The sequence below is a fragment of the Thalassospira mesophila genome (genome assembly GCF_002115755.1).
GTDB lineage: Bacteria > Pseudomonadota > Alphaproteobacteria > Rhodospirillales > Thalassospiraceae > Thalassospira > Thalassospira mesophila.
This window is the reverse complement of sequence record NZ_JFKA01000012.1, coordinates 15,085-28,473: the sequence shown is the minus strand read 5'-3', so window position 1 is coordinate 28,473 and position 13,389 is coordinate 15,085. Positions and strand designations below refer to the sequence as shown.

Sequence of the window (13,389 nt, the reverse complement as noted above, 5' to 3'; positions counted from 1 at the left end):
CCTGAACACGTTTTCCCATTTCAATGGACGATAAAATGACACATGAACGCACCTTTAAAAGTGGCGACGACATGCTTGCCAGCATGGTTGCACAAACCGTTGAACGGCTGGAATTTGCCATTGCGGAACGCGGGCGGGCAACCATGTCGGTGGCAGGCGGCCGTTTTCCCAAACCGTTCTTTCAGGTCTTGTCGAAGGCCAAACTCGACTGGTCCAAAGTCACCATTACCCTTGGCGATGATCGCTGGGTCGGGCTGGATGATGACCAGTCGAATGAAAAGCTGGTTAAGGATAATTTGCTAATTAACCAGGCGGCAGCAGCGACTTTTGTTTCGCTGAAAACCGCCGATGAAAACCCGGAAGACGCCATTTCTACGGTTACGACCCGTTTAAAAAACGAATTATCGTGGCCGATGGATATTGTTTATCTGGGTATGGGCGATGACGGGCACACGGCGTCGCTTTTTCCATCCTCAACACCGCCCGATCTGAAGCGTGGGCTTTATCCCGAAAATGGTGAACTGGTTGCGGCCGCACGGCCCACTGTTTCGCCGGTCCCGCGCATCAGCATGACATTACCGGCATTGTTGAACGCCCGTTATATTGGCATTCACATCACCGGTTCTTCCAAATGGTCGACCTATGAAACCGCGAAAAACGGCAGCGTGATCGAAGACATGCCGGTACGCGGGATATTGCAGCAGAACGACGTTCCTGTCGATCTGTGGTGGAGCGCCGAGAACCCGAAAGGCTGAACCCCATGAAACGTGAAATTGAAATCGTTACCCAGCGTATTGTCGAACGCTCAAAGCCGACGCGCGAAGCCTATCTGGCGCGCATCGATGCTGCTGCCAGCGACCGTCCGCATCGTTCCAAACTGTCCTGTGGCAATCTGGCCCATGCATCCGCCGGGTGCCTTGGCACCGAAAAAGACCGCATCAACCACGAAGATGCTGCCAATCTGGGCATTGTGACCGCCTATAATGATATGCTGTCGGCCCATCAGCCGCTCGGCGTTTATCCGGATCGCATTAAAAAGGCTGCGTTTGAAGCCGGGGCAACAGCGCAGGTTGCCGGTGGTGTGCCCGCCATGTGTGATGGCGTGACACAGGGCCGCCCCGGCATGGAACTTAGCCTGTTTTCGCGTGACGTGATTGCCATGTCGACGGCGGTTTCGCTGTCGCACGATACGTTTGATGCCGCCCTTTACCTTGGCGTGTGCGACAAAATCGTTCCCGGTCTGGTGATGGGGGCCTTGGCCTATGGGCATATTCCAGCGGTTTTTGTGCCTGCCGGTCCCATGCCATCGGGCTTGCCGAATGATGAAAAGGCCCGTGTGCGCCAGCTTTATGCGCAGGGCAAGGTTGGCCGCAAGGAATTGCTGGAAGCCGAAATTGCATCGTATCACAGCCCGGGCACCTGCACGTTTTATGGCACAGCCAATTCCAACCAGATGCTGATGGAAATTATGGGGCTGCATTTGCCCGGCTCTGCCTTTGTTAATCCGGGCACCGAATTGCGCGATGCCCTGACCGAAGAAGCCGCACGGCGCGCCTTGCAAATTACCCGCCTTGGCAATGATTACCGCCCGATTGGCAAAATTCTGGATGAAAAGGCCTTTGTAAACGGCATTATCGGCCTGCTGGCAACCGGGGGGTCCACCAACCACACCCTGCATTTGCCGGCCATGGCCCGTGCCGCCGGGATCGAACTGCGCTGGCAGGATTTTGATGATCTGTCGCGTATTATTCCGCTGCTCTGCCGGGTTTACCCCAATGGCCAGGCCGATGTGAACCATTTCCACGCGGCGGGCGGCATGGGCTTTGTGATTAGCAACCTTTTGGGCAATGGCCTGTTGCATCACGAAGTTGATACGATTGTATCGGGCGGCATGGCGGCATTTGGCACCGAACCGCATTTGGATGATGGCAAACTGGCATGGCGCGATGCCCCCAAAAACAGCCATGACGAAGACATTTTGCGTCCGGCAGAAAAAGCATTTAGTGCTGATGGTGGTTTGCGGATGCTGACCGGGAATATTGGCCGGGCCGTGATCAAGGTGTCGGCAGTTAAGCCTGATAACCGTATTATCGAGGCCCCGGCGGCTGTCTTTACCTCGCAAGATGACATGATGCAGGCGTTTAAGGATGGCAAATTGCACCGCGATGTTGTGTGTGTGGTGCGTTTTCAGGGCGCGCGTGCCAATGGTATGCCCGAACTGCACAAGCTGACCCCGCCTTTGGGTGTGTTGCAGGATTTGGGCTATAAGGTTGCCCTGGTTACCGATGGCCGCATGTCGGGTGCATCGGGCAAGGTGCCTGCCGCCATTCACGTTACGCCCGAAGGCATGATGAACGGTATCATTGCCAAAATTCAGGATGGCGATGTGGTGCGGCTGGACGCCGAAACCGGCGAACTTAAACTGTTTGTATCCGACGATGACCTGGCGAAACGTGATTTCGCCCTGTTCACTGAAAAGGCCGAACATCAAACCGGCTTTGGCCGTGAATTGTTTGGCGTGTTTCGCCAGCATGTTGGTCTGGCCGAAATGGGGGCCAGTGCCATCCTGCCCGGAGGGGCCGAATAATGCAGCTGGTCGGGGACATTGGCGGCACAAACGCCCGTTTTGCCTGGCTTGATGACAAGGGTATTCCGCACGCGCCATTAACCTTGGCCGTGCGCGATTATCCTGATATTGGCAGCGCCATTCGTGATTTTGTTAACCGTACCGGCGGTAATTCACCGCGTGAATTTGCCGTTGCGGTGGCCTGCCCGGCGATGGCGGACCAAATTAAATTCACCAATAATCCGTGGGTGTTTTCCAAAACTGCCCTCACAGCGGAATTTGGTCTGGAACGGCTGGTGGTCGTTAACGACTTTACCGGTCTCGCCATGTCGGTACCCTATCTGGGCGATGATGATCTGATCACGCTGTTTGACGGGCCCGGTCGCCCCGGGCAGCCGCTGGCGATTATTGGTGCTGGTACCGGGTTGGGTGTTTCGGGGCTTTTGCCCCATGATGGTCACTGGATACCGGTGCAGGGCGAAGGCGGGCATGTTTCTTTGCCCGCGGTGGATGATCTGGACTATGAAATTGTCAAATTTCTAAGTGCTGAACTGGGCCGTGTTTCGGCCGAGCGGATATTATCGGGTATGGGTATTGAAAACCTGTATCGCGCCCTGGCCGCGATTGACGGTGTCGATGTGTTGCCCAAAACAGCAGCGGAAGTTGTTGAAGGGGCGATGGTTGCCAAAGATCCGCTTTGCCTGAAAGTGCTGGACCGTTTTTGCCTGTTTATGGGCGGCGTTGCCGGTGACCTGGTGCTGACACTGGGCGCGTTTGATGGTGTGTTTATTGGCGGCGGCATTGGCCCGCGCATTGCCGATTTTATGAAACAAAGTGGCCTGAAAGAACGCATGATCGCCAAAGGGCGTTTTCGTGATTTGATGAATGATGTGCCGGTACGCCTGATGACGGCGCAATATCCGGCCTTGCTGGGCTGTGCCAAAATTTTAACGGCATAACCCGCAAACAGGAGGAATAAAATGGCTTTGTCTTCACGCGAAATTTTGTCACAGGCCCCGGTTGTGCCGGTGCTGGTGATTGAAGATGTTAACGATGCCGTGCCGTTGGCAAAGGCGCTGGTGGCCGGTGGTTTGCGGGTGCTTGAAATTACCCTGCGCTCTGCCGCAGCCGAAGAAAGCATTCAGCGCATTATTGCCGAGGTTCCCGATGCTATTACCGGGGCGGGCACCGTGATTAATGCCAGGCAGATGGAACGCATGGCCGAAATTAAGTGCGCCTTTGCCGTTTCGCCGGGCCACAGTGCCGGTTTGCTGGCTGCTGCCAAGGAAACAGGCGTGCCGCTTTTGCCTGGTGCCGGAACAGCGTCTGAAATTATGAACCTGTTAGATCATGGCTATGACGTGTTGAAATTTTTCCCCGCCGAACAGCAGGGTGGCGTTTCGATGCTAAAGGCGCTGGGCGGGCCGTTGCCGCAGGTAACATTCTGCCCGACGGGTGGTGTATCGCTGGCTAATCTGGCCGATTACATTGCGCTGCCCAACATCATCACTGTTGGCGGGTCGTGGGTTGCCCCGAAAGACGCGGTCAAGGCTGGTGACTGGGCGAAAATCACCAAGCTTGCACAGGAAGCCACCGACAAGGTTGCAGCCCTGCGCCGGGGATAACACCAGACGGAATGACCGAGCTGCGTGCTGATCCATGCACCGGTAGTTTGACTTGCAAAAACGGCCCCGGAACAAAATGTTCGGGGCCGTTTTTGTCTCGATTGTGCAATTTTGCCATTAACGGCGGTCCTTGGCTGTTTGGGCCAACGTGTTTTGGCGCGACGGGGTGTTTTCGGGGTGGATCATATAAAGTTTCCATTCCCGACCATCAAAAACACGTTCAAGGCCAACATCGCGCAGCTGGGTATCGCTTAGCTGGTCGATCAGTTGGTGCTGGCTGCGGGCCAGCCGGGCGCGCACCAGCCGTTCGACAAAAAGCTGACGCAGTTTTTGAAATGTAACGCCGTGGGGAACGGGCGTTGTGTTCATGACAATGCGGTCAAGGTGGGTGGTTGGCAATGTGGACATGACTTCCTCCAGTCATTGGTTTTTGCGACATCCCCACTGTGTCATATGCAAAATAACCCGAAAATTACCTGTTTTTGCAAATTTTATGTTTATTTTTGCACAGGTAAAATTGGCAAACATGCCTGGCAACACTCAGGCCGCATTTACGCTTTTTGTGGCGTGCCATCCCATTTTTTGCCAGGTGAAACCCGCCCGCAATTGCATATAACAAAGCCCGCATACCGGCTTTGCCGGTAATACGGGCTGTGCAATTTTATCTGTCAGACGCGGGGGCGGTGCCACGGGGCTGCCTTCGGGGCTGCCCCTTATCACCCGCGCGGATGACGCGCCAGAAAATGCCCGGTTTCGGGCAGGCGGCGTGCGATAGTGCGGCTTGTGCCACTATGGTCACGTTCCAGCCCGCCATCGCGCAACAGCCGTTCATTCAGATCGGCCATTAATATCTGCCCCTGATACCAGCGCAGCAGGGTTTGGGAATGAATTTGCAGCCATGTGCCAAATTCACGCAAGCGTGCGGAAATGCGCAGCGGTGCGGGGGTGCCAAAGCCGGGGTCAAATGCAGGGCTGTTAAAATGTGCCATAGGGGGCCTCTTGCGCCAAAGCGGTGGGTGGAACAACCATTCGAATCGTGCGCATACTGCCATATGCAAAATAACCCGGAAATTTGTAGGTTTTGCATATATCGTGTGCAAAATAGCACAGGAAAACAGCAGGAGGACGGCACCGTGAATTGGGACGATTTAAGGTTTTTTCTGGTTTTGGCACAGGAAGGCACCTTGTCGGGCGCGGCGCGCCGCTTGCGCAAGGAACATACAACCGTTGCCCGCCGGGTCGAGGCACTGGAACAATCGGTTGGCACCAAACTGTTTGACCGAATGCCCGGTGGCTGGCGATTAACCCCCGATGGGCAGCAACTGGTGCCGCTGGCCGAACGGGTGGAGGTTGATGCCCTGGCGTTTGAACGCATGGCAAACAGCAGCGAAATTGCCCGGGGTGTGGTTCGTATTTCGGTACCCCCGGTGGCGGGGCGCATTTTGTTTGCCCCGCGCCTGGCGGCGTTGCTGGCCGAATATAAAGGGCTGGAATTCGAGCTGATCGGGTCGTCCCATGTTGCCAATCTGGCCCGGCGCGAGGCCGATATTGCGGTACGCATGGTGACACCGACGGAACCGGGCCTGATTGCACAAAAACTGGCCGAACTGGGCGTGGGCCTGTATGGCGCGCATGATTATGTTGCCAATATCGCCGAGGAAAACTGGGAGCTTTGCGGATACGACGATACATCCTATGGCCTGGCCAAGGCCGATTGGGTGCGCCGGTTGCTGGGCCGCGATATTTTATGTCGCCTGCGCGCCAATGATACCGCATCGGTACAGGAATTTGTCGCCGCCGGGCTGGGGGTTGCCGTGTTGCCGCGTTATCTGGGTGATATGGACAAGCGACTGACGCTGATCCGCGAAGATGAAAAAGGCGAAAGCCGTGAACCGATCTGGATTGTGGTTCATCCCGACATGCGCCGGTCGCCGCGGGTCCGACTGGTGATGAATGCCTTGATTGATGCGGTACATGAAATTGCGCAGGAATTTCAGCTTTAGCAGTATTTCCGTGAGATGGCGTTGGAATTAAAATAACAAAAAATCATATTTTTCAATTATTTGACAGAAGTCAACGCAAGGGAAGCGCCCGGTTTTAGGATGGCCCGGATTTTACAGTAACCGGAGAAAATCCGTTGCCCGTTGCGCGTCCGGCTTTTACGCCTTTTTTGTTGTTGGGCCCCCTTACGGCAAGTTTGCCAGGCTGGTTGATTGACCGGGTTTTGGCCCATGCCATTGCCACCATGCAGGCCCGGCATCGTGCCGTGTTTGACCGTTTCGCGCCAAATAGCCCCGCGTATGACCCGCAAAACGGTGCCGTGGGCATTATTATTTCACCGCTCGATCTTGGCATTGATCTGTTTTTGCAGCTTGATCCGGTGAAATCGGTTTTGCGCCGCGCAACAGATCGCGACCGCGTATCGGCGCAGGCCACCATTCTGGGCCCGCTTCCGGCTTTGTTGCAATTGTTGGAAGGTACATCAGATGGCGATGCCCTGTTTTTTTCCCGCACATTAAAAATTAAAGGCCGCACCGACGTGGTGGTTGCCCTGCGCAATGCGCTGGACGGCGAAACCATTGATGTCCGTGCCGCCATTGGCGAAAGTTTCGGCATGATGGGGCCGATCGCGCGGCGCGCCCTTGCCCTTGCCGAACGCGGATATCACCGGCTGGATCGCGACATGACACGTTTTGCCCATGCCTTTGCCGGGCCAACCGATAAACGCCAGGCCGGGCTAGTGCGCCAGATTGATGATCTGGCCCAACGCCTTGCAAGCGCCGAGGGGCAAATTCGCCGCCGTCAGCCCAGCCGGGCAAAGGGGCCGTCAGCAACGCTGGCAAAGGCGGATGCCATTATAAATGGCGGTGCTATTGGCGGGTATGCCAATTCAACCATCGATGATTTTGCCGCCCCCGCGGTTGATGCCAGCACCCCGAAACAGGACGAAACAATATGATGGAACTTGTATGTCCGGCCGGGACACCGGCCAGTTTGCGTGCTGCGGTCGAAGCCGGGGCCGACGTGGTTTATTGCGGGTTTCGCGATGAAACAAATGCCCGGAATTTTCCCGGGTTGAATTTTTCCCGCGCTGAACTGGAAGCCGAAACCGCCTTTGCCCATTCACGCGGCACGCATGTGTATCTGGCCTGCAATACCTACCCCGAGGCCGGGAACGAGGCGCTGTGGCACCGGGCCATTGACGATGCCGTCATGATCGGGGTCGACGCCGTTATTCTGGCCGATATCGGTTTGCTGCGCTATGCGCGCGACCGTCACCCCAATGCACGGTTGCATTTATCAGTACAGGCATCGGCATCAAACGTTGAAGCGATCCGGTTTTATCACCGCGAATTCGGGGTGCGGCGCGTGGTGTTGCCGCGTGTGTTATCGCTCGACGAAATTGCCAGCCTGAACCGTCAGATCGGGGTTGAGACCGAGGTTTTTGCCTTTGGCGGCATGTGTGTGATGGCCGAAGGGCGGTGTTCGCTGTCGTCTTATGCGACGGGTGAAAGCCCCAATATGAACGGGGTGTGTTCGCCCGCCCATCATGTGCATTACGAAGAACGCGACGATGCCACAGTGTCGCGCCTGGGTGATTTTACCATCAATGTTTACGGGGCGTCGGAAAAGGTGGGGTATCCAACCCTGTGCAAGGGGCGGTTTCGCGCCATGGGCAAGGCGGGGTATTTGTTTGAAGAACCCACCAGCCTGGATGTAACCAGCATGTTGCCCGAACTGGCGGCTGCCGGTGTGACGGCCTTGAAAATTGAAGGTCGCCAGCGCGGCAAGGCCTATATTACCCAGGTGGTTGGCAGTTTTCGCCGCGCGCTGGACCGTATTGCCGCCGGGCACGGCATGACCGACAGCAAATTGTCGAACATGACCGAAGGCCAAAGTGACACAACCGGTGCATATCGAAGGAACTGGCAATGAGCGATACCATCACCGTCACACCACCTGTCGGATCCTTGTCGTCAATCCCATCGCCCCGGCTGGTGATGGGGCCGGTTCTGTTTCACTGGAGCCCGGAAATTTTGCGCGATTTTTACGCCCGCATCGCCGACGAAGCCGATGTCGATGTGGTGCATGTGGGCGAAGTGGTTTGCGCCAAACGAATGCCGTTTTTTGACAATGACTGGCCCGATGTTATTGAACGCCTGCAACGCGCGGGCAAGCAGGTGGTGGTGTCAACGCTGGCGCTGGTGATGGGCGACCGCGAAGTGGCCCTGATCCGCGATCTGGCCGATATGCCCGATGTGCTGATCGAGGCCAACGATTTGTCCGCCATTGGCGTGTTGGGCGGCAAGCCGCATATGGTGGGGCCTTATGTGAACATCTATAACGAAGGGACGCTGCGTTATATGGTGGAACGCGGGGCTGTGCGCGTGGCAATGCCGTGGGAATTGCCACAATCGTCCATCGCCAGGCTGTGCAAGGTGCGGGGGCAGGCTGATATAGAAATGCAGGTGTTTGGCCGCGTCCCCCTGGCGATTTCGGCGCGCTGTTATTCGGCGCGCGCGCATGGCCTGCACAAGGATGGCTGCCGGTTTGTTTGTGGCGACGCCCCTGACGGCATGGATGTGGATACCCTGGACGGGGCACCGTTTTTGGCGGTGAACGGGTTGCAAACGCTGTCGGGTACGTATCTGGAACTGTCCGACGAAATTGCCGGGTTGCATGAAATGGGCGTGGGGCTGTTTCGGTTATCGCCGCATCGCTGCGATATGGTGGCAATTGCCGAAATTTATCGCCAATTGCTGGCCGGGGAAATTGCGCCCGAATTGGCCCGGCGCCAAATATGCGATGTTGCGGGCGAAATTTCGCTGGCTAACGGGTTTTTACATGCCGTACCCGGTGCCGATCTGTACCGGATTCCATCGCAATTGCAGCCCGAATAATCGCCGCTATCGTCAATTTGTGACAGCGGCGGGGTTTTAACCACGCAAGTTTCGTTCCCAAAAAATGTCATCCGGCCCGTCAGTGTGATCTGTTTCACAGTGGCGGGCCTTTCTTTTGGTTTTGATTCCGGCGTGAAGCACCTTTGAACAAGTGGCTGATTTTACAAATATTTTGCCAAAAGGTTAGCCTTGGCTTTGTTTGTATTATCAAATTAAATTTGAACCACAGGTTATGATGTTTCACGGACGGTTCCGTGACAGTGTGAACGATTTCACAAAACTGTAGGAAAAAATCGAAAAATCCGGGTGTAGGTTCTGCGCCATCGCAACGGCAAACGACACGCCGAAGCGACAATTCATTCCAGAAGGTTGGTTGGCGGCATATGGCCGACAGTCAAATCTTCCTGATTTTTTGATTTTGCCGATACGGTGATTGGGAGAACCTCATGCTGACGACTTTTAAGAAAAGCATCCTGGGTGGTGCCGCTCTTTTGATGGCTGCCGGTGTATTTGCCTCGGCTCAGGCGACCGAAATTTCGGGTGCCGGTGCCACCTTCCCTTACCCGGTATATGCCAAATGGGCCGAAGCCTATGAAGCAAAAACCGGTGTCAAGATGAACTACCAGTCGATCGGTTCGGGCGGCGGCATCAAGCAGATTAAAGCCAGCACCGTTGATTTTGGCGCATCTGACGCCCCGTTGACCAAAGAAGAGCTCGACGAAGCTGGTCTGGTTCAGTGGCCGATGATCATGGGTGGTGTTGTTCCGGTTGTGAACATCAAAGGCATCAAGGGCGGCGACGTTACGCTGACCGGCGCTGTTCTTGCCGACATCTATCTTGGCAAAATCACCAAATGGGACGACAAGCAGATTGCTGACCTGAACCCGGGTCTGAAACTGCCGTCAGAAGCCATTTCTGTTGTTGAACGTTCAGATGGTTCAGGCACCACCTTTAACTTCACCAACTATCTTGCCGCTGTTAGCCCGGAATGGAAAGACAGCATCGGCGTTAACAAATCGGTTCAGTGGCCGGTCGGTGTTGGTGGCAAGGGCAACGAAGGTGTTGCTTCTTATACCAAACAGATCGACGGTTCGATCGGTTATGTTGAATATGCTTACGCCCTGCAAAACGACCTTGCCTACACCCAGATGAAAAACAAGGACGGTGAAACTGTTGCACCGACCGCCGCTTCGTTTGCTGCTGCTGCTGCAAATGCTGACTGGGCACATGCACCGGGTTATTACCTGATCCTCGGCAACCAGCCGGGCGCCAAAAGCTGGCCGATCACTGCTGCTTCTTTCATCCTGGTTCACAAATCCCAGGACAATGCAAAAACCGCCAAAGACGTTCTCGACTTCTTTGACTGGTCTTTCAAGAACGGTAGCGATATCGCCGACAAACTTGATTACGTCTCAATGCCGGAAAATGTCGTCGACATGGTTGAAAAAACCTGGACCGCCGACGTCAAAGGCAGCGATGGCAAAAAAATCTGGTAAGTTTGCTGCATAACTTACCTGACCAACCCGCCGCCGAACGATCTCGGCGGCGGGCTTTGGTGTTTTAAGGTCATAATATTTTTTCCCTAAAAAAGCAGGTTTATTGCGGTGTCCGTAAAACAGTTCAGACCGGGATTTGATCGCGGTTTCCATAACCTGACATTCGGACTGTCAATGTTCGTTCTGCTCTTGCTGGTGGCCATTCTGGCGTATCTGGTGATGGGCAGTATTCCGGTTTTGAAAAATCAGGGACTGTCATTTTTCATCAGTTCCGACTGGAACCCGGTCAAGGATCTTTATGGTGCCCTTCCGGCGATTATACAGACTCTGGTAACGGCCGTGATTGCCCTTGTGATCGGGGTTCCGGTCAGTTTCGGGATTGCCGTTTTTCTGACCGAACTGGCCCCGCCGTGGATCGCACGCCCCGTCGGTGTCGCCATTGAAATGCTGGCCGCCATTCCCAGTATTATTTACGGCATGTGGGGCCTGTTTGTTTTCGCCCCGACATTTGGTGTCGCGATGCAGCACTGGACCATGGCAAACCTGGCGCCAATCCCGGTTATTGGTCCGTTATTTGTCAGCCCGCCGATGGGCATTGGTATTTTTACCGCCGGTATCATTCTGGCCATTATGATTGTGCCGTTTATCACGGCGATGATGCGTGATGTGTTTACCACCGTTCCCGCTGTGCTTAAAGAATCGGCCTATGGGCTGGGATGTACACGCTGGGAAGTGGTGCATCGGGTTGTTTTGCCCTATTGCCGCGCGGGCACCGTTGGGGCGGTCATGCTGGGGCTGGGCCGGGCATTGGGTGAAACCATGGCGGTTACGTTTGTTATTGGTAATTCGCATCGCCTGTCGGCCTCCATTATGGGGCCGGGGGCAACGATTTCGTCCTCGATCGCCAATGAGTTTGTCGAAGCCGATTCCAAATTGCACACATCGGCACTGGTAACACTGGGCCTGACCCTGTTTGTCATTACGTTCATTGTGCTCGCGGTGGCTCGGCTGTTTTTGTTGCGCCTGAAAAAGCAATCAGGCCACTAGGCCGGGAAAGGACACATCACTATGTCAGTTCAAACACCGGTCACACCAACGACCGAACGTCAGGTTTCTTCGCCCTATCAGCGTCGCATGTATATGCGCCGTCGTTTCATTTCGACGTTTCACATGACAATGTCGCACGTTGTCACGTTGTTGGGCCTTGCCGTTTTGGCGTGGATTTTGTGGTCTTTGTTCGGGCAGGGCTTTTCGGCCTTGTCGCTGAAACTGTTTACCGAAATGACACCGCCGCCGGGCTCGGATGGTGGCTTGTTAAATGCCATTTTCGGCTCGGTGATGATGGTGGGCATTGCCACCATTATCGGCATTCCCGTTGGCTTGCTGGTCGGCACCTATCTGGCCGAATACGGGCGTTATGCCAAAATTTCTGCTGTGGTGCGCTTTATCAACGATATTTTGCTATCAGCCCCGTCGATCCTGATCGGTTTGTTTGTTTATGAACTGGTTGTGGTGCCGATGGGCCATTTTTCGGGCTATGCCGGGGCGATTGCGCTGGCAATTATTGCCCTGCCGGTTGTGGTGCGTACCTCCGAAGACATGTTGCTTCTTGTGCCTGATACCCTGCGCGAAGCGGCGGCTGCCCTTGGTATTCCGCGCTGGCGGGTGATTTTACAGGTGTCTTATCGTGCCGCTGGCCCCGGTTTAATGACCGGTGCCTTGCTTGCCGTGGCCCGGATCAGTGGTGAAACAGCCCCGCTGTTGTTTACATCGCTTAATAACCAGTTCTGGAGCACGAACATGAATCAGCCAATGGCAAACCTGCCAGTGGTGATTTTCAACTTCGCCATGAGCCCCTATGACGACTGGCGTTCGCTGGCGTGGGCCGGGGCGTTGCTTATTACTCTTGCCGTGCTGGGGCTGACCATTGCTGCACGGACGTTGCTGGCTGCGAAAAGCAGGATGAAAGGTTAATCATGAGCATGTTTCAGGCTCTTCCCGATGATATCGTTGCGCACGCACCGGTCGCGGAACCCACTCCGATCAAAGTAAGCGTGCGGGATCTTGATTTTTACTATGGTAAAAACAAAACCCTGAATTCAATCTCGCTCGATTTTCATGATCGCAGCGTAACGGCACTGATCGGGCCGTCGGGTTGTGGCAAATCCACGTTGCTGCGCACGTTAAACCGCATCTATTCGCTGTATCCCAATCAGACGGCAACGGGGCAAATTTTGCTTGATGGTGAAAACATTCTGGCACAGGGCAAGGATTTGAATAATCTACGCGCCCGTGTTGGCATGGTGTTTCAAAAACCAACACCGTTTCCGATGTCGATTTACGAAAACATCGCATTTGCTGTGCGCATGTATGAAAAACTGACCAAATCGGAAATGGACGACCGCGTTGAATGGGGCCTGCGCAAAGTCGCCCTGTGGGACGAAGTCAAAGACAAACTTCATGTCAGCGGCAATGGCCTTTCGGGCGGGCAACAGCAACGTTTGTGCATTGCGCGGTCGGTGGTGCTGAACCCCGAAGTGCTGTTGCTTGACGAACCGGCATCGGCCCTTGACCCGATTTCAACCATGAAAATCGAGGAACTGATTTCGGAATTGCGCGCTGATTACACCATCATCATCGTCACGCATAATATGCAGCAGGCGGCACGCACGTCGGATTACACGGCGTTCATGTATCTGGGCGATCTGATTGAAATCAGCCCGACGCGCGAATTGTTCACCAACCCGCGCGAAGCCCGCACCCGCGATTATATTACCGGGCGTTTTGGCTAAGCCAACCCG

At 55.1% G+C, this 13,389-nt stretch carries 14 protein-coding genes; 12 read left to right on the top strand and 2 right to left on the bottom strand.

Annotation, left to right across the window (positions count from 1 at the left end):
- The first annotated feature begins 35 nt into the window (after positions 1 to 35).
- Genes pgl through TMES_RS18615 form a run of 4 tightly spaced genes read left to right on the top strand, consistent with a single transcriptional unit; the run spans position 36 to position 4,191 of the window.
- Positions 36 to 755, top strand: coding sequence for a 6-phosphogluconolactonase (pgl, locus tag TMES_RS18630; protein WP_085585366.1), 720 nt, complete (start codon positions 36 to 38; stop codon positions 753 to 755).
- A 5-nt stretch (positions 756 to 760) separates the two neighbouring features.
- Entirely contained in the window at positions 761 to 2,587 is a 1,827-nt protein-coding gene (gene edd / locus TMES_RS18625) for a phosphogluconate dehydratase (protein WP_085585364.1), read from the top strand.
- Complete coding sequence (gene glk / locus TMES_RS18620; RefSeq protein ID WP_085585362.1) at positions 2,587 to 3,525, top strand: glucokinase; 939 nt, start codon at positions 2,587 to 2,589, stop codon at positions 3,523 to 3,525. The genes edd and glk overlap by 1 nt, the downstream gene beginning before the upstream one ends.
- A 21-nt stretch (positions 3,526 to 3,546) precedes the next feature.
- Entirely contained in the window at positions 3,547 to 4,191 is a 645-nt protein-coding gene (locus TMES_RS18615; RefSeq protein WP_085585360.1) for a bifunctional 4-hydroxy-2-oxoglutarate aldolase/2-dehydro-3-deoxy-phosphogluconate aldolase, read from the top strand.
- 117 nt (positions 4,192 to 4,308) lie between these two features.
- Here TMES_RS18615 and TMES_RS18610 read toward each other — a convergent pair whose 3' ends face one another.
- Together TMES_RS18610 and TMES_RS18605 are read right to left on the bottom strand one after the other, a co-directional pair.
- Positions 4,309 to 4,599: a hypothetical protein gene (locus TMES_RS18610; RefSeq protein WP_085585358.1), complete on the bottom strand. Its 291-nt coding sequence runs from the start codon at positions 4,597 to 4,599 to the stop codon at positions 4,309 to 4,311.
- 308 nt (positions 4,600 to 4,907) lie between these two features.
- Positions 4,908 to 5,180: a hypothetical protein gene (locus TMES_RS18605; RefSeq protein WP_085585356.1), complete on the bottom strand. Its 273-nt coding sequence runs from the start codon at positions 5,178 to 5,180 to the stop codon at positions 4,908 to 4,910.
- Between the two features lie 144 nt (positions 5,181 to 5,324).
- Here TMES_RS18605 and TMES_RS18600 point away from each other — a divergent pair, with 144 nt between their 5' ends.
- From TMES_RS18600 to pstB, 8 genes are all read left to right on the top strand, one after another.
- Positions 5,325 to 6,194, top strand: a complete 870-nt coding sequence (locus TMES_RS18600; protein ID WP_085585354.1) for a LysR family transcriptional regulator — start codon at positions 5,325 to 5,327, stop codon at positions 6,192 to 6,194.
- Positions 6,195 to 6,328: 134 nt separating this feature from the next.
- A complete protein-coding gene (gene ubiT, locus TMES_RS18595; RefSeq protein ID WP_085585352.1) occupies positions 6,329 to 7,150 on the top strand; it encodes a ubiquinone anaerobic biosynthesis accessory factor UbiT in 822 nt (273 codons plus the stop codon).
- On the top strand, positions 7,150 to 8,127 hold the full coding sequence (gene ubiU / locus TMES_RS18590) for a ubiquinone anaerobic biosynthesis protein UbiU (RefSeq protein ID WP_085585549.1): 978 nt from the start codon (positions 7,150 to 7,152) through the stop codon (positions 8,125 to 8,127). Before ubiT ends, ubiU begins: the two co-directional genes overlap by 1 nt.
- The gene (ubiV, locus tag TMES_RS18585; protein ID WP_085585350.1) at positions 8,124 to 9,092 is read left to right on the top strand and encodes a ubiquinone anaerobic biosynthesis protein UbiV; all 969 of its coding nucleotides are present in this window, start codon (positions 8,124 to 8,126) and stop codon (positions 9,090 to 9,092) included. The genes ubiU and ubiV overlap by 4 nt, the downstream gene beginning before the upstream one ends.
- Before the next feature lie 446 nt (positions 9,093 to 9,538).
- Positions 9,539 to 10,588 (top strand): phosphate ABC transporter substrate-binding protein PstS, encoded by a 1,050-nt coding sequence (gene pstS, locus TMES_RS18580; protein WP_085585349.1) that lies wholly within the window; start codon positions 9,539 to 9,541, stop codon positions 10,586 to 10,588.
- A 108-nt stretch (positions 10,589 to 10,696) separates the two neighbouring features.
- Complete coding sequence (pstC, locus tag TMES_RS18575; RefSeq protein ID WP_281253498.1) at positions 10,697 to 11,635, top strand: phosphate ABC transporter permease subunit PstC; 939 nt, start codon at positions 10,697 to 10,699, stop codon at positions 11,633 to 11,635.
- Positions 11,636 to 11,656: 21 nt separating this feature from the next.
- Positions 11,657 to 12,562: a phosphate ABC transporter permease PstA gene (gene pstA, locus TMES_RS18570; RefSeq protein ID WP_169718855.1), complete on the top strand. Its 906-nt coding sequence runs from the start codon at positions 11,657 to 11,659 to the stop codon at positions 12,560 to 12,562.
- A gap of 2 nt (positions 12,563 to 12,564) precedes the next feature.
- Positions 12,565 to 13,380 carry a phosphate ABC transporter ATP-binding protein PstB gene (gene pstB, locus TMES_RS18565; protein ID WP_425444061.1) on the top strand — a complete coding sequence of 272 codons (816 nt, stop codon included), beginning with the start codon at positions 12,565 to 12,567 and terminating at the stop codon, positions 13,378 to 13,380.
- Positions 13,381 to 13,389 lie beyond the last annotated feature (9 nt).

Bases quoted from the DNA above. Each gene is read 5' to 3' on its own strand.
- pgl (WP_085585366.1), top strand. From the start codon at position 36: ATGACACATGAACGCACCTTTAAAAGTGGCGACGACATGCTTGCCAGC.
- edd (WP_085585364.1), top strand. From the start codon at position 761: ATGAAACGTGAAATTGAAATCGTTACCCAGCGTATTGTCGAACGCTCA.
- glk (WP_085585362.1), top strand. From the start codon at position 2,587: ATGCAGCTGGTCGGGGACATTGGCGGCACAAACGCCCGTTTTGCCTGG.
- TMES_RS18615 (WP_085585360.1), top strand. From the start codon at position 3,547: ATGGCTTTGTCTTCACGCGAAATTTTGTCACAGGCCCCGGTTGTGCCG.
- TMES_RS18610 (WP_085585358.1), bottom strand. From the start codon at position 4,599: ATGTCCACATTGCCAACCACCCACCTTGACCGCATTGTCATGAACACA.
- TMES_RS18605 (WP_085585356.1), bottom strand. From the start codon at position 5,180: ATGGCACATTTTAACAGCCCTGCATTTGACCCCGGCTTTGGCACCCCC.
- ubiU (WP_085585549.1), top strand. From the start codon at position 7,150: ATGGAACTTGTATGTCCGGCCGGGACACCGGCCAGTTTGCGTGCTGCG.
- ubiV (WP_085585350.1), top strand. From the start codon at position 8,124: ATGAGCGATACCATCACCGTCACACCACCTGTCGGATCCTTGTCGTCA.
- pstS (WP_085585349.1), top strand. From the start codon at position 9,539: ATGCTGACGACTTTTAAGAAAAGCATCCTGGGTGGTGCCGCTCTTTTG.
- pstA (WP_169718855.1), top strand. From the start codon at position 11,657: ATGTCAGTTCAAACACCGGTCACACCAACGACCGAACGTCAGGTTTCT.
- pstB (WP_425444061.1), top strand. From the start codon at position 12,565: ATGAGCATGTTTCAGGCTCTTCCCGATGATATCGTTGCGCACGCACCG.